Source organism: uncultured Haliea sp. (assembly GCF_963973825.1).
In the GTDB taxonomy this organism is placed as follows: Bacteria; Pseudomonadota; Gammaproteobacteria; order Pseudomonadales; family Halieaceae; genus Haliea.
Genome location: NZ_CAXBAE010000001.1, coordinates 21,611 through 45,117, shown reverse-complemented (window position 1 = coordinate 45,117; position 23,507 = coordinate 21,611). Strand labels below are relative to the sequence as shown.

Below are 23,507 nucleotides of genomic sequence, written 5' to 3'. Positions count from 1 at the left end.
ATGCAAGCGCTGCAATCCGTCAATGAGTTCGTTATCAAGTTCGCCAACGTGAACGGCACCGGCAGCGCCAGTGCCAACAACCTGTTCGCCAAGGCAATCTTCCGCATGGGACTGCCCGTGTGCCCGAAAAACATATTCCCGTCCAATATCCAGGGGCTGCCCACCTGGTACGAGGTGCGCGTCAGCGAGCGCGGTTACCTGGGCCGTCGCGGCGGCGTGGATATCATGCTCTCGGTCAATCCACAGAGCATGCCGCAGGACATCAAGGAAGTGGAGCCGGGCGGCTACTTCATTTATGACAATACCAAGCCGCTGGACCTGCGCCTGATGCGCAACGACGTCAATATCTTTGGTATTCCACTGACGCGCATTTGCAACGAGGAATACGAGGACCCGAGGCAGCGCCAGCTATTCCGCAATGTGATTTATGTGGGCGCGCTGGCGGCGCTGCTGGACATCGATTTCGCCGTGCTCACCGGGCTGGTCGAAGACCAGTTCAAGGGCAAGGACAAGCTCATCCTGCCCAATATTCATGCGCTGGAACTCGGCTACCAGTACGCCCAGGAACACTTCGAGTGCCCCATTGGCATTCGCGTTCGCGCTTCCGACAAGGTCGGTGACAATATCCTGCTGGATGGCAACACGGCGCTGGGGCTTGGCGCGATTTACGGCGGCGCCACGGTGGCGGCCTGGTACCCCATCACCCCGTCTACTTCTGTCGTCGATGCCTTCGAGCGTTATGCCAAGCGGCTGCGTATTGACCCGGGTACGGGGCGCAAGAACTACGCGATCCTGCAGGCGGAAGACGAGCTTGCGGCCATCGGCATGGTGGTCGGCGCGAGCTGGAACGGCGCCCGGGCATTCACCGCGACCAGCGGTCCGGGCCTGTCGTTGATGAGTGAGTTTCTCGGCCTGGCCTACTTCGCTGAAATACCCACGGTGCTGTTCGATGTGCAGCGTGCTGGCCCGTCCACGGGCATGCCCACCCGCACCCAGCAGTCCGATGTGCTGTCGGCGGCCTACGCCTCCCACGGAGACACCAAGCAGGTGCTGCTGTTCCCGTCCACGCCGAAGGAGTGCTTTGACTTCGGCGCACTGTCCTTTGATCTGGCGGAACGCCTGCAGACCCCCATTATCCTGATGACCGACCTCGACCTGGGGATGAACGACAACATGTCGCCGCCATTGACCTGGGATGACGCGCGCCGCTACGACCGCGGCAAGGTTCTCAGCGCTGAGCAGCTGGAACAGATGGAGCGCTACGGGCGTTACCTCGACGTCGATGGGGACGGCATCTGCTACCGCACCATACCCGGCACGCACCCGGAAAAAGGGGCGTTCTTCACACGTGGGACCTCGCGTGACGAGTACGCTGTATACACGGAAAAGGGCGAGGAGTACGAAAAGAACATGCACCGCCTGATGGCCAAATGGGAAACCATCAAGGAGTGGGTGCCGCGGCCGCTGGAAACGCAGAGCGAGCAGGAAACAGATACGGCAATCCTCTTTTATGGCACCAGCGAAGAGTCCTCCATGGAGGCCCGCGACTACCTCGCGGAGGACGGTGTACCGCTGAATGCCATGCGCGTTCGCGCCTTTCCGTTCAATCAGGAGGTGGCGGATTTTATCGCCCGGCACGAGCGGGTGTTTGTGATCGAGCAGAACCGCGATGCCCAGTTGCGCACGCTGCTCATGGCTGAATTCGAACTGGGCCCCGATAAACTGAAGTCGGTACTCTGTTTTGATGGTACCCCGATCAGTGCCCGAAACATCCGCAAACAGATTCTGCAGCAGATGCCGGGCTACAACGTCACCCCCTTGCGTCGCGAACGTATGGTCGCCGGCGCGGAGAACAGGTCATGAGTTATCAGCTTCCCAAATTCCGCCACCCCGACCTCCCGGTCAACGCGCTGGGCTACACCCGTGCCGACTACGAAGGTTCGATCTCCACGCTGTGTGCGGGTTGCGGTCACGACTCCATTTCCGGTGCCATTGTTCGCGCCTGCCATGAGTTGGCCCTGGAGCCACACAAGATCGCCAAGCTGTCAGGGATCGGCTGTTCCTCGAAGTCGCCGACCTATTTCCTGGGCAAATCGCACGGTTTCAACTCGGTGCACGGGCGCATGCCCTCGGTCGTCAGCGGCGCCAATATGGCCAACCGAGACCTGTTATACCTCGGCGTCTCCGGTGATGGTGATACGGCGTCCATCGGCATGGGGCAGTTTGCCCACGCGGTGCGGCGCAACCTCAATATGGTCTATATCGTCATGAACAATGGCTGCTATGGTCTCACCAAAGGGCAGGACTCGGCGACGGCGGATGCCGGTTCGGCGAGCAAGAAGGGCGATCCCAATCCCTTCTCGGCGATTGATCTTCCCGGCCTGGCCCTGCAGCTCGGTGCAACCTTTGTGGCACGCAGCTTTTCCGGTGACAAGGGCCAACTGGTGCCTTTGATCAAGGCGGCCATTTCCCATCGTGGATTTGCGCTGATTGACGTTATCTCGCCCTGCGTCACCTTCAACAACAACCCGGGGTCCACCAAGAGCTATGATTTCGTGCGCGAACATGCAGAGGCCACCGGGACCGTGGACTTCGTGCCCATGCGTGAGGAGATCACCGCCAGCTACCCGGCGGGCCGCAGCCAGGAAGTGACCCTGCACGACGGCTCCGTGTTGCACCTTGAAAAACTGGCGCCCGACCTGGACCCCTTCGACAGGGTTTCTGCCATGGTGGCACTGCAGAGGCACAGCGCGGAGGGTCAGATCCTGACCGGACTCATCTACATGGACAAGGACTCCCGGGATCTGCATGACATCATGGAGACGTCGCGTCGCCCGCTGAACAGCCTGGTCGAGGAAGATCTGTGTCCCGGCGACAAGGTGTTGGCCAACATCAACGCCAGTCTGCGTTAGGTCCGGAGCGCCTGTTTCATGCGGTCACACCCCGCCGCCGCGGCAGAAATGCGGCAGCGCAGGGTGAGCTGTCATTTAATTGTCACAATTTCCTCATCTAATACGCGGATACAGCGCGAAAAAGAGGACAATGTGACCAATGAATGAACGTCAGGTATTGATTGTTGATGATGAGTTTGCCATCCGCGATATGTTGCGCATGGCGCTGGAGATTGCGGGCTTCCGTTGCCTTGAGGCGGAGAACATCCAGGATGCCTTTACTCTGATCGTTGACGAGCGTCCGGACATGGTTCTGTTGGACTGGATGCTGCCCGGGGGCAGTGGCCTGGAGCTGCTGCGCCGGCTCAAGCGCACTGACACCACCCGTGACGTGCCCGTCATCATGCTCACAGCGAAGACCGCGGAGGACAATGTGATCCAGGGGCTGGATGTGGGTGCTGACGACTACATCACCAAACCGTTTGCACCGCGCGAGCTGATCGCCCGCATCAAGGCGCTGCTGCGACGCTCCGCTGGCGGGGATGAACAGGACCGTATACAGGTTGCCCAGCTGGTCCTGGATGGCGAGAGCCGGCGCATCTTCCTCTGCGACGAGCCGGTTGAAATGGGGCCTACCGAATTCAACCTGCTGCATTTTTTCATGTCCCACCCCGAGCGCGCCTACACACGCAGCCAGCTACTGGACCAGGTCTGGGGGGCCAACGTGTACGTGGAAGAGCGCACGGTGGACGTACATATCCGGCGCTTGCGTAAAGCACTGCAGACCCCGCAGGCCGACTACAGCGACCTTGTACAGACGGTGCGCGGTACCGGATACCGCTTCTCCGCCCGCGGAGTTCCCGCGCGGTGAGTCCACAGGCCGCTTGGCTGGCGGAACTGCGCCGGCTGCTGGCACTGGTTGCGGTAGCGCTCACCGTGGGTTGGCTCATCGGCTGGCCCTGGCTGTTGCTGTCGGCGGCGCTGCTGGCGCTGACGGTGCGCTGGGCGTGGCAGATGCGCCGCCTTCTGCGCTGGCTTCAGGACCCCTCCCAGGAGCCACCGGAAGCCCTTGGCTTCTGGGGCGCATTGTATGACCGCCTGTACCAGCTACAGCGCAAGGCCAGTGCGCGCGAGACGGAGCTGCGCTCGCGACTGGACTACCTGCAGGACTCCCTTTCCTCCATGCACGACGGCGCCGTCATGGTCAGCGCCGGGGGCGCCATCGAATGGAGCAATGAGGCGGCACAGCGGCTGCTGGGACTGCGCTATCCTGCCGACCGTGGCCAGGCGTTGCTCAATCTGGTGCGCCTGCCCGCCTTCCATCGCTACTACATCGCAGGCGCCTTTGAAGACCCCCTGCAGCTGCGCATGCAGGGCGATCGCGAGCAGACGCTGCAGTTTGCCATCACCCTGTTTGGCAACGGTGATCGTCTGGTGTTTGTGCGTGATATTACCAAGGAGGCCCACCTCGAGCAGATGCGACGTGACTTTGTGGGCAACGTGTCCCATGAATTGCGCACACCGCTGACGGTGATCAAGGGCTACCTGGAGATGATTCTGGCCAATGCGCAGCAGTTGGAGCCGCGCTTTCAACGGCCGCTGGAGCAGATGTCCCAGCAGACCGACCGCATGGAGAATCTGCTGAAGGACCTGCTCTGGCTCTCGCGCCTGGAAAGTGTTCGCACCCAGACCCGACGCGAGCAGGTCGATATCGCGGCATTGCTCGAGGAACTTGTCGACGAACTGCGCACGCTGTACCCCGAGCGCGCGCTGACCCTGCAGTCAGACACCCGGGTAAAGATACCCGGCGACTACCGTGAGTTGCACAGCGCGGTGTCCAACCTGATCCTGAATGCATTCAAATACAGTAAAGATGACAGTTTGGTGACAGTTTCGTGGCGGCAGCAGGGGGGCGAGCTGTTGCTGTCGGTACAGGACCAGGGCATCGGTATCGATGCGGTGCATATACCCCGCCTGACGGAGCGGTTTTACCGCGTGGACGACAGCCGCTCCTCGGCCACGGGGGGGACCGGCCTGGGCCTCGCCATCGTCAAGCATGTGGCGGCGGGCCACCGCGCAGAGCTGCGGATAGCGAGCCTGCCGGGTAAAGGCAGTACGTTTACCCTGGCGTTCAGGGGCTGAGATCCGGAGGCGACACAGGCTTGTCATAATACTGTCACATAATGGCGTTAGTGTAGGCGCGTTTGTGATATCCGCTGGAAACAGGAGTGCTTTATGTCGATCAAGCAATGGTTGAGAAAAACGGTAGCGGTTGCGGGTGCAGGCGCGGTTGCGGTGGGCATGGCGCCGATGTCCTGGGCGGAGTTGGACCCCGGGCTCAAGGATTACGAAGTCGCCAGCGGCGTCTCGGGGAACCTCTCCAGCATCGGCTCCGATACGCTGGCCAACCTGATGACCCTGTGGGCTGAGGATTTCAAGCGTGCCTACCCCAATGTCAACATCCAGATCCAGGCGGCGGGTTCCTCCACGGCGCCACCTGCACTGACTGAAGGCACCGCCAATATCGGCCCGATGAGCCGGGATATGCGGGACAAGGAGATCGAGGCCTTCGAAACACGCTACGGCTACAAGCCCACCGCTGTGCCGGTGGCGATCGACGCCCTAGCGGTGTATGTGCACAAGGACAACCCCATCGAGGGCATGTCCATTGCCGAGCTGGATGCCATTTTCTCCTCAACGCGCAAGTGTGGCGCACCGCAGGACATCAGCCAGTGGGGACAGCTTGGCCTCACCGGCGCCTGGGAGGGCCGCGACATGCAGCTGTTCGGGCGCAACTCGGTGTCCGGTACCTACGGCTTCTTCAAGACCGTTGGCCTGTGCAAGGGAGACTTCAAGAACAGCGTCAATGAGCAACCCGGGTCCGCCTCGGTAGTGCAGTCGGTCTCCACGTCCATCAATGGCATTGGCTACTCGGGGATTGGCTATCGCACCTCCAGCGTGCGCACCGTGCCGATCAGCAAGGGTGAAGGCCTTCCCTACGTGGAAGCGGACGCTGAAAACTCCATCAACGGGCGCTACCCGCTGGCTCGCTTCCTCTACGTCTACGTGAACAAGGACCCGAACAAGCCGTTGTCGCCGCTGGAGCGGGAATTCTTCAAGCTGGTATTTTCCCGCCAGGGCCAGGATGTTGTGCTCAAGGATGGCTACATTCCCCTTCCCGCCGCGGTGGTGGAGCGCTACAGTCGCCAACTCGGCCTGTAGGGTCTGATGAGAACCGCCGGGCCGGTCCCTTGCGGCCTGCCCGGTGCCGGCAATCGCTGACCGAGTGATCCTGTCTTGACGAAAATGAGTGAACACGTGTCTCCCTTTACACCCAGGTGGAGGCACTTCAAGGACCGCGCTGCCACGGTGTCCGTCACCGCCGGCGGCGCCGGCGTACTGGTCGCCATCCTGCTGATTTTTTTCTACCTGCTCTATGAGGTCCTGCCGCTGTTTGGCAATGCTTCAATCGAGACCCGCGCCGAGGTCGCTTCGCCCTTTGCAGCGGCTCCGCTCTATCTGGCGGTGGAGGAACAGACGGAAATTGGCTTCGCGGTCTTTGCCGATGCCCGGGGCAGCTTTTTTCAGCTGGACAGCGGTGCCATCGTGCTCGAGTCCGAGCTTGCCGCCGATCTGGGCCCGGTCTCCGCGGTCGCCGAGGAGAGCGCGGGCAAGCGCCTGCTGGCGCTGGCTCATGAGTCCGGTGCCGTGTCCCTGCACAGCCACGAATATCGTCTGAGCTATCCCGACGGTAACCGCGTGATAACACCGCGCGTTGAGCGACGCCACCCGGAACTCGACATTCGCGTTGCTGACGGTCCCGTGCAGAAGCTGGCACTGGGCGATAACGACGATGGCACGGTGATTGTTGCCCTGGATGCCGGGGGCACGCTGCGTGCCCAGCGCTACAACCGGTCAGAAAACTTCCTCACCGGCGAGGTCATTTTTGACCGGGAATCGCTGTCACTGCCGGCGCTGGCGGGGGAGACCGCGGATTTCCACATCGATGAAAATCTGCAGTGGCTGTACCACATCGACAGCAAAGGCGGTTACGCGGTGATCAATCTGCGGCAGCGCGATGCGGCGGGCAAATTGCAGGTGGCGAGCCGGGGTGAACTGTTTACCCGGGGCGGCCAGTTGACTGAAAGCGCGATGCTGCTGGGTGGCATCTCGCTGCTGGCGGCGTCCGATCGCGGCGAGCTGGTGCAGTATTTCATGGTGCGCGACGGCGAAGGTGGTCATCGCCTGCAGCGGATCCGCGAATTTGACACCGATGGTATCAACGTCACCACGCTGTTGCCGGAGCATCGTCGCAAGGGGTTTGTCGCCCTGGGCCGCCAGGGTGAGGTGCAGATCTACCACACAACCTCGCACCGGCGGCTGTTGAGCGAGGCCGCCTTGCCCCTGGGAGCCGGAGCGGCCGCCATATCGCCGCGCGCCGATGCCTTGTTGCTGGTGGACGCGGACGGCGGTCTGCGCAGTTGGCACATCGATAACGAACACCCGGATGTATCCTGGTCGGCGCTGTGGAGTGAAGTCTGGTACGAAAGCTACGATGAACCCGAGCACGTCTGGCAATCGTCCGCATCCGACAACGATTTCGAGCCCAAATACAGTTTTGCGCCGCTCGCTTTCGGCACCTTGAAGGCCGCGTTCTACACCATGATGATCGCCGCGCCGCTGGCGATCTGCGGTGCCATCTACACCGCCTATTTCATGGCGCCAGCGCTGCGACGCAAGGTCAAGCCGATGATCGAGCTGATGGAGGCCCTGCCCACGGTGATTCTCGGTTTTCTTGCGGGACTCTGGCTGGCGCCGCTGATCGAGGACAAGTTGACCGCGGTCGTCACCTTGATGCTGACGCTGCCCATCGGCGTCATCCTGTTTGCCTTTCTCTGGTCGCGCCTGCCACTCGCCATTCGCGCCCGCCTGCCCGAGGGCTGGCACGCGGCCGTGCTGATTCCGGTGGTGTTGTTCATCGGCTACGCCAGCTTTGCCAGCAGCGACACGCTGGAGCTGCTGTTCTTCTCGGGCGATATGCGCGGCTGGATCACCACTGAACTGGGCATCTCCTTTGATCAGCGCAATGCGCTGGTGGTGGGCATCGCCATGGGCATGGCGGTCATCCCCACCATTTTCTCCATAGCCGAGGACGCCATTTTCTCTGTGCCCAAACACTTGAGCTACGGCAGTCTGGCGCTGGGTGCAACCCCGTGGCAGACGCTGGTGGGTGTGGTGATTCCCACGGCAAGTCCGGGCATCTTCTCCGGATTGATGATCGGGCTGGGCCGGGCGGTGGGCGAGACCATGATCGTGCTGATGGCAACGGGCAATACACCGATCATGGACGTCAATATCTTTGAGGGCATGCGTACGCTGTCGGCCAATATCGCGGTTGAAGTGCCCGAAGCGGAAGTCGACAGTACACATTATCGTGTGCTTTTCCTCGCTGCCTTTGTGCTCTTCATGTTTACCTTCATGGTCAACACCGTCGCCGAACTGGTGCGGCAGCGGTTGCGCATCAAGTACGGGTCACTGTGATGAACAAGATGATCAACGAACAGGATCTGCACAACGAACGGGCACCTGCGGTGGGTGCCTGGATACGCAGTGGCGACCCGCTGATCTGGCTCAACGGCGCTGCCGTGAGCGTGAGCGTGATTGCCGTGGTCGGTTTGCTGCTGCTGCTCGCGGTGCGTGGCCTGAGCCATTTCTGGCCCTCGGATGTGCTGTCGGTCTCGGTAACCTACCAGGGGCAGACGCGTGAGCTGCTGGGCGAAGTGGTGGAGCAGGTTGAGGTGCCCGGTGCCCAGTTACGTGAGGCGGGGTTCGAGCTGCAGGGTCCTGGCCCGTTTTACCAGCGGACGCTGCTGAAGCAGGGCAACCGCGATTTTCTGGGTACAGACTTTACCTGGCTGATCGATGAGCAGTTCGGAGAGCGGCGCTATCCGCTGGACCTGTTGGTGGTGGAGCGCCTTGAATGGGGCAACTTCTACGGCTACCTGCGTGCGGTGAACCGCTTTGGTGCCGACCCGGTAACGGTTGCCGACCACGGAGAGGCAGCGGCGCTGGAGGCCCTGCAGGCGCTGATAGTCGATACTGTCGCTGTACGCAGGGAGATCCACCGCATCGAGCAGGGGGACATCGGTGCCATCAACTACGAGCTGGAGCGTCTGCGGCTGCGCGAGCGGGAACTGGAGCTGGAAGGTCGCCTGGACGCGTCAGCGCAGGCCGACCTGGCCAGTCAGCGTGCCGAGCAGGAAGCGCTGTTCCGCGCCCTGCAGGAGCAGCTGTATGTGCTGTACGACAGCATAAAGGATCACAGCTACAGCGCGGAGCTCGCCGACGGGCGTGTGGTTACCCTGCCCATCGCCAAGGTGGTGCGGGCGTACCAGCCCAATGCCATGGGTGTGTTCGCGAAGATGCAGATGTACGTCGAGCGCCTGTGGGAGTTCCTCTCGGAGCCGCCACGCGAGGCGAACACGGAAGGCGGCGTATTCCCGGCCATGTTCGGCACGGTACTGATGGTGATCCTCATGTCGATCATCGTCACGCCCTTTGGCGTGGTTGCTGCGGTCTACCTGCGGGAGTACGCCAGCCAGGGCTTTGTCACGCGCACCATACGCGTCGCAGTGAACAACCTCGCCGGCGTGCCCTCTATCGTCTACGGTGTCTTTGGCCTCGGGTTTTTTGTCTATTTCGTGGGAGGGGAGCTGGATCAGCTGTTCTTCCCCGCTTCGCTACCGCGGCCCACCTTTGGCACGCCGGGGCTGATGTGGGCATCGCTCACGCTGGCGCTGCTGACCCTGCCGGTGGTGATTGTTGCGACCGAGGAAGGCCTGGCGCGTATACCATCGGCTGTGCGCGAAGGTTCGCTCGCGCTGGGCGCCACGCGAGCGGAAACACTCTGGCGGGTGGTTCTGCCCATGGCCAGCCCGGCGATGATGACCGGCCTGATCCTTGCCGTGGCCAGGGCGGCAGGGGAAGTGGCCCCGTTGATGCTGGTCGGGGTGGTGAAGCTCGCGCCCACGCTGCCGCTGGATGGCAACTATCCCTACCTGCACCTGGACCAGAAGTTCATGCACCTCGGATTCCATATCTATGACGTCGGCTTCCAGAGCCCGAACGTCGAGGCAGCGCGGCCGCTGGTCTACGCCACCGCGCTGTTGCTGGTACTGATTATCGCGCTGCTCAACCTCGCTGCCGTCAGCCTGCGTAACCGGCTGCGCGAACGTTATAAGTCACTCGAACACTAAACAGGACCCTGTCATGCAAAGCCACGCATTGGATATCCAGGCACTGAAACGCGACAAGGTACCCGCCGTCAGCCCGGCAGGACCTGTAGAAACCAGCCTGCGCATGGAAAACCTGAACCTGTTCTATAACCAGAATGCGCAGGCGCTGTTTGATATCAATCTCGAGATTCCTAAGCAGCGGGTCACGGCATTCATCGGCCCGAGCGGCTGTGGCAAGTCCAGTCTGCTGCGCTGTATCAATCGCATGAATGACCTTGTAGACGGCTGTCGGGTGCAGGGACGTCTGTTGCTGGACAACGAGGATGTCTACGACCGACGGGTGGATGTCGCGGCCCTCAGGCGCCGGGTGGGCATGGTGTTCCAGAAGCCCAACCCGTTTCCGAAAAGCATCTATGAGAATGTCGCCTACGGTCTGCGTATTCAGGGTATCAACAAGAAGCGCGTGCTGGACGAGGTGGTGGAGAAATCCCTGCGCGCCGCGGCGCTCTGGGACGAAGTGAAGGACCGTCTCCACGAGAGCGCCCTCGGTATGTCCGGCGGGCAGCAGCAGCGTCTGGTCATTGCGCGCACCATTGCCGTTGAGCCTGAGGTTCTGCTGCTGGACGAACCCGCGTCGGCGCTCGACCCCATCTCGACTCTGAAAATCGAGGAGCTGATCTACGAGCTCAAGTCGCGCTACACCATCGTCATCGTCACGCACAACATGCAGCAGGCCGCCCGCGTGTCGGACATGACTGCCTTTATGTACATGGGCAAATTGATTGAGTACGACGATACGGATACTCTGTTTACCAATCCGGAACAGAAGCAGACCGAGGATTACATCACCGGCCGCTACGGCTGAGGACAACGCCATGCTCCACAAGGACAGCTACAAACAACATATTTCTGCCCAGTTCAACGCCGAGTTGGAATCGGTCAAGAATCACCTGCTGGAAATGGGTGGTCTGGTCGAGCAGCAGATCGGCAAGGCCGTTGAATCGCTGCTCAGCCGCGATAGCGGGCTCGCGGAGGAAGTGATCGCGGGCGATGAGCAGGTCAACGAGCTGGAGATCAACATCGATGAGGAGTGTTCTCGCATTCTCGCGCGGCGGCAGCCCGCGGCCAGCGATCTGCGGCTGGTGTTGGCAATATCCAAGGTCACCACCGATCTCGAGCGTATCGGTGACGAGGCCAGCAAGATTGCCCGTCAGGCCGTGAAGGCGGTGGAAGAGGGCAGTTCTGCGGGTAGTAGCTTTGTTGAAATACGCCATATCGGCAATCACGTGAGCGATATGCTGCGCCGCTCACTGGATGCGTTTGCGCGCCTGGATGTGGATATGGCGGTACAGACTGTCATCGCCGACCGGGAAGTCGACTCCGAGTACGCGAGTGCCATGCGCAGCCTGGTCACCTTCATGATGGAAGACCCCCGGACCATCGGGCCGGTGCTGGGCCAGATGTGGTCATTGCGCAGTCTGGAGCGGGTGGGCGATCACGCGAGTAACATCGCGGAGCACGTCATATACCTCGTACGGGGGCTGGATGTGCGTCACGTAGAGCCGGATGACCTGGTCGCCCAGGTGGAGGAGCATCCTTAGCCGGCGCTTCACGTTCCCTCTGTCATGAAAGTGTCATGAAATTAGCATAAAATTGACATTTTAGTGTCATGCGCGGCGGCGTGTGCACAGGCAGACGAGGAAAATCCATGAACAGACTCTCCCTGGGGGTGGCGGTCGCCGCCGCATCTCTCACCCTATATTCACCCGTCGCTGCGCTGGCGGCCGTCAGCGAAGCCGAGTTTGCGCAGCTGCAGGCGCAGATGGCCGGCCTGATGGCGCGCGTTGCGGCGCTGGAAGAAGAGAATGCCACACTGCGCGAGAACACCGCCAACGCCGTGTCGGAAATACGCCTCACCCGTGAGGCAGTCGCCGCTGCGCCGTCGCACGCAGCAGCAGGGTTGAACTCGGACACCTTTAAATTCTCCGGAGATTTCCGCTACCGGTACGAAGAAATTGACATCGGCCAGCGCGTAGTGCGAACGCGGCATCGCGTGCGTGCTCGTGCCGGTTTTGTTGCCCAACTGCCCCGGGACGTGCAGGTGGGGTTGAAAGTGGCGGCCGGTAACGATTCACCGGTCTCCGGCAATGCCACGCTGGGCGGCGGCGGCACCAGCAAGGAACTGTATCTCGACCAGGCCTGGGCTACCTGGCAGCCCTTCGATGGCGCCTACGCCACCATCGGCAAGATGAAGAACCCGATGTACCGCCCCGAGGGTTCCGGTCTGCTCTGGGACTCGGATTACACCCCTGAGGGTATCGCCCTCGGCTGGGCCAACGAGCACCTGTTCGTGAACGCGGTGGCGCACGCATTGGAGAGCGACAGCGCCCGTGCCAACAGCGCCTTTTACTACGGTGTACAGTCGGGCTTCACGCTGGCTCTTAATGACAACCTGGGGCTGACCGCCGGCGGCGGCTATATCGATATGCCGGTGAAGGGCAAGAATACTTATTTCGGCGCCTTCGACGTCTTCTTCGGGAACAGCTTCAGCTGTGACACCATCCTGTTGACGTTCTGCACCTACGACAACAACTACGAGGAGCTCGAGCTCTTCGCCACGCTGGATATTGACGGTCTGGGGCTGCCGGCGGCGGTATACGGCCACTACGCACAAAACCTGGATGCCGATGACGAGGACACTGCCTGGTCGGCCGGTGCCCGGCTCGGCAAGGCCAGCGGTGCGGGAAGCTGGCAGGTCAGCTATGAATTTGCCTCTATCGAGGCCGACTCGCTGCTGGCCCTGCTCAGCGATTCCAACATCGGTGGTGGCGGCACAGACGTGCGTGGCCACAAACTGGGCGCCGTGTTTGCTGTCGACAAGCAGTGGCAGGTTGGTTTGACGCTGTTTATCGACAACGAGACGCTGGGCAGCCGATTCGACGACCCGATTGATTATGACCGGGTGATCTTCGATACCTCCTTCAAGTACTGAGGCTGACTGCGAGGGTGGGGTAGCCCGCTTCCCGGCGGGTCCTGCCCGGATGCCTGTCGCGCGTAACGCCACGCGAGTCGCTTTCCGCCTGTAGCCCGCCATCTGTACCCCACCGCGTTGCGTTGTGCGGCTCGGCTTGAGTACAATATGCGCCTCGGCAACTCGGCCGATGCGTCTGTGTCCCCTTCGTCTAGTGGTCCAGGACACCGCCCTTTCACGGCGGGAACAGGGGTTCGAACCCCCTAGGGGACGCCATTTATCGGAACTGCTCATGAGTCGTTACTGGAGTGACGTGGTGCGGCGTCTCACGCCCTATGTGCCCGGTGAACAACCGCGGCACCCCCGTCTGGTCAAGCTCAACACCAACGAAAGCCCCTATCCGCCGTCACCGCGCGTGCTGGACGCTATTCACCGTATCGACGGCGACGACCTGCGGCGCTATCCGGATCCCGAGTCCACTGCGCTGCGCGCGGCATTTGCGGAAAGGGCGGGGCTGCTGCCCGAACAGGTTTTCCTCGGCAACGGCTCTGATGAGGTGCTGGCGCACGTGTTCATGGGGCTGCTGCGGCAGGCCGCACCGCTACTTTTCCCGGACATCAGTTACAGTTTTTATCCGGTCTGGTGTGATCTTTACGGCATTGTTGGCGAGCCGGTGGCGCTGCGCGAGAACTTCAGCATTGAGGTGGCCGACTATGCGCGCCCCAATGGCGGCATTATCCTGCCCAATCCCAACGCGCCTACGGGGATGCTGCTGGCCCTTGAGGATATTCGCCGTCTGCTCGAGGCGAATCGGGATAGCGTGGTGGTGATTGATGAGGCCTATATCGATTTCGGTGGAGCATCCGCGGTTACCCTGGTGAACACCTATGACAACCTGCTGGTGGTGCAAACCCTGTCAAAATCCCGTGCCCTGGCGGGGCTTCGCGTGGGCGTGGCCTACGGCCACGTCGATCTGATTGACGGCCTGCAGCGCGTGAAAAACTCCTTTAACTCCTATCCGCTGGATGCCGTGGCCCAGCACGCGGTGCTTGCGTCACTGGAGGATGAGGCCTGGTTTGAGGCATCCTGCACCAAGGTGATTGCCAGCCGGTCGCGGCTCACACAGGGCTTGCAGACGCTCGGTTTCACCGTATTGCCGTCCAGCGCGAATTTTGTGTTTGCCTCACCCGGGGCGGAACACGACGCCCGGGCGTTGTTTCTGGCCCTGCGCGAGCGTGGCATCATCGTGCGGCACTTCAACAAACCGCGTATCGCCGATTTCCTGCGAATCAGCGTGGGTACCGATGAGCAGTGCGAGGCATTGCTGGCCGCGCTGTCGGACCTGATGGCGGCCGGCGCGGGCTGAGGCGGGTGCGGCGCCGGGCGGTCCGGCGGCGCGTGCTGCGGTGTCAGCGCCGCTGCAGAATGACGCTGCCGATACTGTAGCCGGCACCGAAGGAGCAGAGCACGCCGAGGTCGCCGCTGGCAAAATCGGCGCGGTGCTTGTGAAAGGCGATGATGGAACCGGCGGAGCTCGTGTTGGCGTACTCGTCCAGAATGGTCGGTGCCTCATCGGCGGTGGCATCGCGGCCCAGGACCTTGCGTGAGATCAGCTGGTTCATGCTCAGGTTTGCCTGGTGCAGCCACAGGCGTTTGAGCTGCCCGGATGCAATGTCCAGTCCCTGCAACTGATCGCTGATCTGCTTGGCAACAGCGGGACAGACTTCCTTGAAGACCTTGCGACCCTCCTGCACAAACAGTTTGTCGGGCTTGCCGATACCTTCCTCGGCGGCCCTGTTGAGGAAACCGAAGTTATTGCGGATGTTGTTGGAAAACAGGGTTTGCAGCCTGCTGTCCACGATCCTGTAGGTTTCGCTGGCAGTGGCGTCCTCGGCCCGCTCGACGATGATTGCGGTACAGACATCGCCGAAAATGAAGTGTGAGTCGCGGTCGCGAAAGTTCAGGTGCCCACTGCAGATTTCCGGATTGAGTATCAGCACGCAGCGCGCGCTGCCCGAGCGAATGCTGTCCCGCGCCTGCTGTATGCCGAAGGTGGCTGACGAGCAGGCAACGTTCATGTCAAAACCAAAACCCTCGATCCCCAATGCATCCTGTACTTCCACCGCAATGGCCGGGTAGGCGCGCTGCAGGTTGGAGCAGGCGACGATCACGGCGTCGATGTCGGATGCCTGCTTGCCGGCCTGCGCCATGGCTTCACGGGCCGCCGCGACGGCAATTTCACACTGTATGGAGGGGCTGCTGTCGGGGCGTTCGGGAATCCGTGGCACCATGCGCTGTGGGTCGAGGATGCCGGTCTTGTCGATAACATAGCGAGACTTGATGCCTGACGCCTTCTCGACAAACTCGGCGGATGACGGCTGCATGGCGGCGATATCGCCGGCGGCAATCGCGGCGGCATTTTCCGCGTTGAACTGCTCCACCCAGGTGTTGAATGACTCGACCAGTTCTGCGTTGCTGATGGACTGTGCGGGTGTGAACAACCCGGTGCCGCTGATGACAACCTCGCTCATGACGTACGGATTTCCTATGGCGTAGAGTGAATAGAGGAGTTTAACCAAAAAAGGCCGCGGTAGGGCGGCCTTTTTCGGGCGGCGGGTCGGGCTAGCCGCGTTTTTCCAGTGCGACAAAGTCCCGCTGGGTGTGGCCGGTGTAGAGCTGGCGCGGCCGTCCGATGCGGTAACTGCCGCTGATCATCTCGTGCCAGTGGGCAATCCAGCCGACCGTGCGGCCTACCGCAAAGATCACCGTGAACATGCTCGTGGGGATACCGATGGCCTTGAGGATGATGCCTGAATAGAAGTCTACGTTGGGGTACAGCTTGCGCTCGATAAAGTAGGGGTCCTCCAGGGCGATCTGCTCCAGACGCTTGGCAATGGCGAGCAAAGGATCGTTTTCGATGCCCAGCTCTGCCAGCACGTCATCGGCGGCCTCTTTCATGACCTTCGCCCGCGGGTCGAAGTTCTTGTAGACACGGTGCCCGAAGCCCATCAGGCGGAAGGGGTCGTCCTTGTCCTTGGCGCGGGACACGAACTCGTCAATACGCGATACATCGCCGATTTCCTCGAGCATTTCCAGCACGGCTTCATTGGCGCCGCCGTGTGACGGCCCCCAGAGTGCCGCAATGCCTGCCGCGATGCAGGCAAACGGGTTGGCCCCGGATGAGCCCGCCAGGCGCACCGTCGAGGTGGAGGCGTTCTGCTCGTGGTCCGCGTGGAGCAGGAATATGCGGTCCATGGCGCGGGCCAGTACCGGGCTCACATTGCTGGGTTCGCAGGGGTTGCCAAACATCATGTGCAGAAAGTTTTCGGCGTAACCCATGTTGTTGTCCGGATACATGAAGGGTTGGCCGATGGAGAATTTGTAGCTCATTGCCGCCAGCGTAGGCATTTTGGCGATCAGCCGGAACGCGGCAACCTGGCGGTGGTGCTCATCGGAGATGTCCAGCGAGTCGTGATAAAACGCGGACAAAGCGCCGACAACACCGCACATGACTGCCATTGGATGCGCGTCGCGACGGAAGCCGTTGAAGAACGTACGGATCTGCTCGTGGACCATGGTGTGGCGCTTGACCGTACTGACGAAGGTTTCTTTCTGCTCCGCGGTGGGCAGCTCGCCGTACAGCAGCAGGTAACAGGTTTCCAGGTAATCGCTGTGCTCGGCCAGCTGGTCGATGGGGTAGCCGCGGTGCAGCAAAATGCCCTTGCCGCCGTCGATATAGGTGATTTTCGACTCGCAGGCGGCGGTGGAGACGAACCCCGGATCGTAGGTGAACATGTCCCTGGAGGTGAGGGCACCCACGTCGATCACGTCCGGACCGAGTGTGCCGGAGTACACGGGGAGTTCGATGGTTTCGTCCAGCCCGTCTACTTTCAGGGTTGCTTTTTTGTCGCTCATGAAAGGTCCTGCGATGTGGTTCTGTGGGGTGCCCAACTATAAAGTCTCGGCAGCTTTTGTCAATTGATCTGGCTCTATTTGCCAGCATCCTGAGCCTTTTGGCGGCGAAACTCCCGCATCGCGAACGCCGACGTTCGGCGACGTTCGCGACATCGGGAGCGTCCGCCCCCCGTGTAGGTGGAGGTTTGTAATTAGAGGCGCATCCCCCTATAATTCTGCGCGCTTTCTCCGCAGGATTTTTGCGCAAAGCGACTGTGCCAGGCCGTGTGGCCGGCCCCCTTTAATCGCCCTTGTGGCGTCCTTAACGGTGGAAACTGAACTGTGAAAGACAAACGTCCCGTGAACCTGGACATCGGCAGCATGCGGCTCCCCATAACCGCATGGGCATCGATCACCCATCGCGCCTCCGGTGTTTTTCTCTTTTTCGCCATGGTCTTCCTGGTATGGGCGCTCGACATGAGCCTGCGCAGCCCCGAGGACTTCGCCATGCTGCAGGAGGCCCTCAGCGGTCCGCTGGCCAAGCTGATCCTCTGGGCGATAGCCGCAGGGCTGATCTACCACGCCCTGGCGGGCATCAAACACATCATTATGGATTTCGGCATTGGTGAAAGTCTGGAGGGCGGCACCCTGGGCGCGCGCCTGGTGATTGGCCTGTCCGTTGTCCTGATTCTGCTGGCGGGGGTTCTGATATGGTAACTGCAGTCACAAGTTTTGGTCGCTCAGGTACGTCCGACTGGCTGGTCCAGCGCGTCAGTGGTGTGATTCTGCTGGCGTACTTCCTGTTCATCGGCTGGGTCGTACTCAGCGGTGTCGACTATGCCAGCTGGAAGGCCCTGTTCACCCAGACCTGGGTACGCGTGTTCAGCCTGATGGCGCTGCTGTCGCTGGCAGCACACGCCTGGATCGGCCTGTGGGCGGTGGTGACCGACTACCTCACCGAACGCATGATGGGGACAACAGGCAATGTCTTGCGTATATCGTCACAGCTGGCGATCGCGCTGGTGCTTTTTGTGTATGTGGTCTGGGGCGTGCAGATCCTCTGGGGATATTGAGATATGACAGCATTGCGAACGATTTCATTTGATGGCGTGATTGTCGGCGGTGGCGGTGCGGGCATGCGCGCAGCGCTGCAGCTGGCGCAGTCCGGTTACAAGACCGCGGTAATTTCCAAAGTCTTTCCCACGCGTTCACACACGGTGTCTGCCCAGGGCGGCATCACCTGCGCCATTGCCAGCGCCGATCCCAATGACGATTGGCGCTGGCACATGTATGACACGGTCAAGGGCTCCGATTATATCGGTGACCAGGACGCCATCGAGTACATGTGCAGCGTTGGCCCGGAAGCGGTGTTCGAGCTGGAGCATATGGGCCTGCCGTTTTCCCGCACCGAGGAGGGGCGCATCTACCAGCGTCCCTTCGGCGGCCAGTCCAAGGGTCCCGACGACCCGACCCAGGCTGCACGGACCTGTGCGGCGGCGGACCGCACGGGGCACGCCCTGCTGCACACGCTTTACCAGGGCAACATCAAGAACAACACGGTGTTCTTCAACGAGTGGTACGCCACCGATCTGGTCAAGAATCAGGACGGCGCCGTGGTGGGCGTGATCGCGATCTGCATGGAAACCGGTGAAACCGTCTATGTGAAGTCCAAGGCCACGGTTTTCGCCACAGGCGGAGCGGGGCGGATCTATGCCTCGACCACCAATGCCCACATCAACACCGGTGATGGTATCGGCATGGCGCTGCGCGCGGGCTTTCCGGTGCAGGACATCGAAATGTGGCAGTTCCACCCGACCGGCATCTACGGCGCCGGTACGCTGGTCACCGAGGGTTGCCGCGGCGAGGGTGGCTACCTCATCAACAAGGACGGCGAGCGTTTCATGGAGCGCTACGCGCCCAACGCCAAGGACCTCGCTGGCCGCGACGTGGTCGCGCGCTCGATGATCCTGGAAATCATTGAAGGCCGCGGCTGCGGTCCCGAGGGCGACCACGTGTTCCTGAAGCTGGATCACCTTGGCGAGGAAGTGCTGGAGTCACGCCTGCCGGGTATCTGCGAGCTGTCGCGGACCTTCGCCCATGTGGATCCGGTCAAGGCCCCGATTCCCGTTGTACCGACCTGCCACTACATGATGGGCGGAATCCCGACCAACGTGCATGGCCAGGCGCTGACCGTAGACGCCCAGGGCAACGACCAGATCATCCCCGGTCTCTACGCCTGCGGTGAGGTTGCCTGTGTTTCGGTGCACGGTGCCAACCGGCTCGGCGGCAACTCGCTGCTCGACCTCGTTGTGTTCGGACGCGCTTCCGGCCTGTTCATCGAGAACGCGCTGCGCGAGGGCATCGACATGCGCGATGCCTCACAGACCGATATCGAGCAGGGCATGTCCCGTCTGCGCCGGCTGGATGAGGCCAAGGGCACGGAGAAATTTCCCGACCTGCGCAAGGAGCTGCAAAACGTCATGCAGAACCACTTCGGCGTATTCCGCAAGGGCGAATTTATGCAGGAAGGTATCCGCAAGCTGGCGGATCTGCGCGGTCGCATCGAGGGCGCGGCGCTGACGGATCGCAGTAACACCTTCAACACGGCGCGCATTGAGGCGCTGGAATTGCAGAACCTGCTGGAAGTCGCGGAAGCCACGGCCATCACTGCCGAGGAGCGCAAGGAGAGTCGCGGTGCCCATGCCCGTGATGATTTCCAGGAGCGCGACGACGAGAACTGGCTGTGCCATTCCATGTACTACCCGGAAGGCAAGCGGGTCGGCAAGCGTGCGGTGAATTTCAAACCGCGCACGGTGCCCACCTTCGAGCCGAAAGCCCGTACGTATTAAGACTGTGTAGCTACCCAGAGGTCACCAAACATGCTGCAAGTAAGCATTTATCGTTACAACCCGGAAACCGACCAGCAGCCCTACATGCAGGAGTTCCAGTTCGACACCGAGGGCAAGGACCTGATGGTGCTGGACGTGTTGGAGCAGATCAAGGCGCAGGACAGCTCGGTCACCTATCGGCGCTCCTGCCGCGAGGGCGTCTGTGGCTCCGATGGCCTCAATATCAACGGCAAGAATGGACTCGCCTGCATCACACCGCTGTCTTCCACGGTGAAGAACAACAAGCTGGTCGTGCGCCCGCTGCCGGGTCTGCCGGTGATCCGCGACCTGGTGGTGGATATGAGCATGTTCTACGCCCAGTACGAGAAGATTCAGCCCTACCTGCAGAACAACACGCCGGCCCCGGCCATCGAGCGCCTGCAGTCACCCGAGGACCGCGCCAAGCTGGATGGCCTCTACGAGTGCATTCTCTGCGCGTGCTGCTCAACCAGCTGCCCCTCTTTCTGGTGGAACCCGGATCGCTTTATCGGCCCGGCCGGACTGTTGCAGGCCTACCGTTTCCTGGCTGACAGCCGGGATACGGCAACCGATGAGCGACTGTCCCGTCTCGACGATCCGTTCAGCGTTTTCCGTTGTCATGGCATCCAGAACTGTGTCAATGTGTGCCCCAAGGGGTTGAACCCGACGCGGGCAATTGGCCACATTCGTACTATGCTGTTGACTCGGGCAACCTGATTACGAAAACGGTGTTACCCGCCGGAACACCACCGGCATCATCCAATCCCGGAAGGGCATAATGCAAGAGAGTCCGATGGAGCTCCTGAGAAGGAGCTCACATATTGCCGGCGGCAACGCCACCTATGTCGAGGATTTGTACGAATCCTACCTCCGGGATCCCAACGGGGTGCCGGAACAGTGGCGGGATTATTTCGACAAGCTGCCCCGCGTGTCCTCGTCTGCGGTGCAGATGAACGACATTCCGCATTCGACCATTCGCGACCGGTTCGCGCAGATCAGCAAGATGCGGGTGCGCACCGAGGCCACGGTCGCTCATGATTCCCAGGCGACCGAATACGAGCGCAAGCAGGTCAAGGTCGTACAGCTGGTGTCTGCCTACCGGCAGCGCGGCCACCAGAAGGCGAGCCTGGACCCCCTGGCCCTGCACGTGCGGGAGCCGGTGCCGGACCTGGACCTGGCCTTCCACCAGCTCTCTGCGGCAGATCTCGATACCGTGTTCCAGACCGGGAGCATGTACATCGGCAAGGCGGACGCGACGCTGGGCGAGATTGTCGACTCCCTCGAGGCCACCTACTGCAACACCATTGGCGCCGAGTTCATGCACATCGTGGACACCGAGCAGCGCCACTGGATCATGAAACGCATGGAGTCGGTGCGGTCGGCGCCTGCCTTTTCCGATGATGTACGCAAGCAGATTCTGCGCCGTCTGATCAAGGCCGAGGGCCTCGAGAAGTCGCTGGGCTCCAAGTATCCCGGTACCAAGCGCTTTGGCCTCGAAGGTGGCGAGTCGCTGATCCCCATGCTGTCGGAGATGGTGCAGCGCATCGGGTCTTACGGGGCCAAGGAAATTGTCATCGGCATGGCGCACCGCGGCCGGCTCAACGTGCTGATCAACATTTTCGGCAAGAAACCCTCGGACCTGTTTGCGGAGTTCGAAGGCCGGGTGGTGTATGACAAATCCGGCGACGTGAAGTATCACCAGGGCTTTTCCTCCAACCTGATGACCTCAGGGGGCGAGGTGCATCTGGCGTTGGCGTTCAACCCCTCACACCTGGAAATTGTTTCACCGGTGGTCGAGGGCTCCGTGCGCGCGCGGCAGGATCGTCGCAAGGACACGTCCGGGGATACGGTCGTGCCGGTGGTCATTCATGGCGATGCCGCCTTCGCCGGGCAGGGCGTTGTGATGGAGACATTCCAGATGTCCCAGACGCGGGCCTACAAGACGGGCGGTACGCTGCATATCGTGCTGAACAACCAGGTGGGTTTCACCACCAGCGACCGCGAAGACGCGCGCTCGACGGAATACTGCACCGATGTGGCCAAAATGGTGCAGGCGCCCATCTTCCACGTCAATGCGGACGATCCCGAGGCGGTGCACTTTGTCACCCAGCTGGCGGTAGACTTCCGCAACACGTTCAAGCGTGACGTGGTTGTTGACCTCGTCTGCTACCGGCGTCGCGGCCACAACGAAGCCGATGAGCCTTCGGTAACCCAGCCCCGCATGTACGAGCGCATTCGCAAGCAGCCCACAACGCGCGACCTGTACGCGGCAAAGCTGGTGGAGCAGGGTGTTCTGACCGCAGAGGAAGACGAGTTTCTGGTCAATGAGTATCGCGAGTCCCTCGACCGCGGCGAGCCACTGGTCAGCGGCCTGGTCTCCGAGCCCAACGCCAGCCTGTTCGTCGACTGGACGCCCTACCTCGGGCACGAGTGGACACTGCACTGCGACACCCGTATCGACATGCAGGCGCTGCAGCATCTCGCGCAGGTGACCAACACGCCGCCGCCGAGCTTCCCGCTGCAGCGTCAGGTCAGCAAGATTCTCGAGGACCGTCGCAAGATGGCAGCCGGGGCCATGCCGCTGAACTGGGGGGCGGCGGAAACACTGGCCTACGCGAGTCTGCTGGAGGCCGGCTATCCGGTGCGTCTGACTGGCCAGGATGTGGGGCGCGGCACGTTCTCGCACCGCCACGCCGTGTTGCACAACCAGAAAGACGGCTCCCGCTACATACCTCTGCAGCACATCGATGAGGAGCAGGCTCCCTTCGCCATTTACGATTCCCTGCTCTCGGAAGAGGCGGTGCTGGCCTTTGAGTACGGCTACGCCACCACCTCGCCCACGGGCCTGGTGATCTGGGAGGCGCAGTTCGGCGATTTCGCCAACGGTGCCCAGGTCGTTATCGATCAGTTCATCACCAGCGGCGAACACAAATGGTCGCGGCTCTGTGGCCTGACCATGCTGCTGCCCCACGGGTATGAGGGGCAGGGCCCCGAGCACTCGTCGGCACGCCTTGAGCGCTTCCTGCAACTCTGTGCAGAGCACAACATCCAGGTGTGCGTGCCGACGACGCCTGCCCAGGTGTTCCACATGCTGCGACGTCAGGCAATCCGCCCCCTGCGCAAGCCGCTGGTGGTCATGTCGCCGAAGAGCCTGCTGCGCCACAAGGAAGCGGTGTCATCGCTGGAAGATCTCGCCAATGGGCATTTCCACAATGTGCTGGATGATTCTGACGACCTCGATAAAGCGGCGGTGACACGCCTTATCCTCTGCAGCGGCAAGGTATACTACGACCTGCTGGCGGCGCGTCGTGAGCGCGGTCTGAACAACGTGGCCCTGATCCGCCTCGAACAGCTGTATCCCTTCCCCGAAGCGGAACTGTTGCAGGTCCTGGGCAATTACCCGAACGTCACCGATGCCGCCTGGTGTCAGGAGGAGCCCCAGAACCAGGGCGCCTGGTACTCCAGCCAGCATCACATGCGGCGCGTAATGTATGCCCACAACCCTGACGTGTATCTGCGATACGCTGGTCGGGAACCTTCTGCCGCGCCTGCCGCGGGCTACATGGCCCTGCATCTGGCGCAGCTGGAGGCGTTTATCAACGATGCCCTGGAACCGACTTGGCTCGGCCAGAACTAGCACTTTCCAAAG

General features: G+C 61.5%; 18 protein-coding genes and 1 tRNA gene. 17 read left to right on the top strand and 2 right to left on the bottom strand.

Annotated features, from left to right (window positions below):
* The 12 genes from AACZ17_RS00235 (at nucleotide 1) to hisC (ending at nucleotide 14,463) form a co-directional block, all read left to right on the top strand.
* Nucleotides 1-1,863 (top strand): 2-oxoacid:acceptor oxidoreductase subunit alpha, encoded by a 1,863-nt coding sequence (locus AACZ17_RS00235; protein WP_290743684.1) that lies wholly within the window; start codon nucleotides 1-3, stop codon nucleotides 1,861-1,863.
* Nucleotides 1,860-2,912, top strand: a complete 1,053-nt coding sequence (locus AACZ17_RS00230) for a 2-oxoacid:ferredoxin oxidoreductase subunit beta (protein WP_290743682.1) — start codon at nucleotides 1,860-1,862, stop codon at nucleotides 2,910-2,912. Before AACZ17_RS00235 ends, AACZ17_RS00230 begins: the two co-directional genes overlap by 4 nt.
* A gap of 139 nt (nucleotides 2,913-3,051) precedes the next feature.
* Complete coding sequence (phoB, locus tag AACZ17_RS00225; RefSeq protein ID WP_290743680.1) at nucleotides 3,052-3,762, top strand: phosphate regulon transcriptional regulator PhoB; 711 nt, start codon at nucleotides 3,052-3,054, stop codon at nucleotides 3,760-3,762.
* Nucleotides 3,759-5,033, top strand: coding sequence for a phosphate regulon sensor histidine kinase PhoR (gene phoR, locus AACZ17_RS00220; protein ID WP_290743666.1), 1,275 nt, complete (start codon nucleotides 3,759-3,761; stop codon nucleotides 5,031-5,033). The genes phoB and phoR overlap by 4 nt, the downstream gene beginning before the upstream one ends.
* A gap of 93 nt (nucleotides 5,034-5,126) precedes the next feature.
* On the top strand, nucleotides 5,127-6,113 hold the full coding sequence (locus tag AACZ17_RS00215; protein ID WP_290743660.1) for a phosphate ABC transporter substrate-binding protein PstS family protein: 987 nt from the start codon (nucleotides 5,127-5,129) through the stop codon (nucleotides 6,111-6,113).
* Between the two features lie 147 nt (nucleotides 6,114-6,260).
* Nucleotides 6,261-8,432 (top strand): ABC transporter permease subunit, encoded by a 2,172-nt coding sequence (locus tag AACZ17_RS00210; RefSeq protein WP_339637480.1) that lies wholly within the window; start codon nucleotides 6,261-6,263, stop codon nucleotides 8,430-8,432.
* A complete protein-coding gene (pstA, locus tag AACZ17_RS00205) occupies nucleotides 8,432-10,147 on the top strand; it encodes a phosphate ABC transporter permease PstA (protein ID WP_290743653.1) in 1,716 nt (571 codons plus the stop codon). Before AACZ17_RS00210 ends, pstA begins: the two co-directional genes overlap by 1 nt.
* A gap of 103 nt (nucleotides 10,148-10,250) precedes the next feature.
* Complete coding sequence (gene pstB / locus AACZ17_RS00200) at nucleotides 10,251-10,991, top strand: phosphate ABC transporter ATP-binding protein PstB (protein WP_290744821.1); 741 nt, start codon at nucleotides 10,251-10,253, stop codon at nucleotides 10,989-10,991.
* Nucleotides 10,992-11,001: 10 nt separating this feature from the next.
* Nucleotides 11,002-11,727: a phosphate signaling complex protein PhoU gene (phoU, locus tag AACZ17_RS00195; RefSeq protein ID WP_290743651.1), complete on the top strand. Its 726-nt coding sequence runs from the start codon at nucleotides 11,002-11,004 to the stop codon at nucleotides 11,725-11,727.
* A 107-nt stretch (nucleotides 11,728-11,834) separates the two neighbouring features.
* A complete protein-coding gene (locus AACZ17_RS00190; protein WP_290743649.1) occupies nucleotides 11,835-13,118 on the top strand; it encodes a putative porin in 1,284 nt (427 codons plus the stop codon).
* Between the two features lie 179 nt (nucleotides 13,119-13,297).
* A tRNA-Glu gene (locus AACZ17_RS00185) sits at nucleotides 13,298-13,373 on the top strand.
* A gap of 16 nt (nucleotides 13,374-13,389) precedes the next feature.
* A complete protein-coding gene (gene hisC / locus AACZ17_RS00180; protein ID WP_290743647.1) occupies nucleotides 13,390-14,463 on the top strand; it encodes a histidinol-phosphate transaminase in 1,074 nt (357 codons plus the stop codon).
* Nucleotides 14,464-14,506: 43 nt separating this feature from the next.
* Here hisC and AACZ17_RS00175 read toward each other — a convergent pair whose 3' ends face one another.
* Nucleotides 14,507-15,628 (bottom strand): beta-ketoacyl-ACP synthase III, encoded by a 1,122-nt coding sequence (locus AACZ17_RS00175; RefSeq protein WP_290743645.1) that lies wholly within the window; start codon nucleotides 15,626-15,628, stop codon nucleotides 14,507-14,509.
* Between the two features lie 91 nt (nucleotides 15,629-15,719).
* Entirely contained in the window at nucleotides 15,720-17,012 is a 1,293-nt protein-coding gene (gltA, locus tag AACZ17_RS00170; protein WP_290743643.1) for a citrate synthase, read from the bottom strand.
* Between the two features lie 321 nt (nucleotides 17,013-17,333).
* On the opposite strand from gltA, the gene sdhC reads away from it, so the two are divergent.
* The 5 genes from sdhC (at nucleotide 17,334) to AACZ17_RS00145 (ending at nucleotide 23,495) form a co-directional block, all read left to right on the top strand.
* Nucleotides 17,334-17,708, top strand: coding sequence for a succinate dehydrogenase, cytochrome b556 subunit (sdhC, locus tag AACZ17_RS00165; RefSeq protein WP_290743637.1), 375 nt, complete (start codon nucleotides 17,334-17,336; stop codon nucleotides 17,706-17,708).
* On the top strand, nucleotides 17,702-18,064 hold the full coding sequence (gene sdhD / locus AACZ17_RS00160; RefSeq protein ID WP_290743631.1) for a succinate dehydrogenase, hydrophobic membrane anchor protein: 363 nt from the start codon (nucleotides 17,702-17,704) through the stop codon (nucleotides 18,062-18,064). The genes sdhC and sdhD overlap by 7 nt, the downstream gene beginning before the upstream one ends.
* Nucleotides 18,065-18,067: 3 nt before the next feature.
* The gene (sdhA, locus tag AACZ17_RS00155) at nucleotides 18,068-19,840 is read left to right on the top strand and encodes a succinate dehydrogenase flavoprotein subunit (RefSeq protein ID WP_290743626.1); all 1,773 of its coding nucleotides are present in this window, start codon (nucleotides 18,068-18,070) and stop codon (nucleotides 19,838-19,840) included.
* A gap of 30 nt (nucleotides 19,841-19,870) precedes the next feature.
* The gene (locus tag AACZ17_RS00150) at nucleotides 19,871-20,575 is read left to right on the top strand and encodes a succinate dehydrogenase iron-sulfur subunit (RefSeq protein ID WP_290743609.1); all 705 of its coding nucleotides are present in this window, start codon (nucleotides 19,871-19,873) and stop codon (nucleotides 20,573-20,575) included.
* A gap of 61 nt (nucleotides 20,576-20,636) precedes the next feature.
* Nucleotides 20,637-23,495: a 2-oxoglutarate dehydrogenase E1 component gene (locus AACZ17_RS00145; protein ID WP_290743603.1), complete on the top strand. Its 2,859-nt coding sequence runs from the start codon at nucleotides 20,637-20,639 to the stop codon at nucleotides 23,493-23,495.
* Nucleotides 23,496-23,507: the final 12 nt, after the last annotated feature.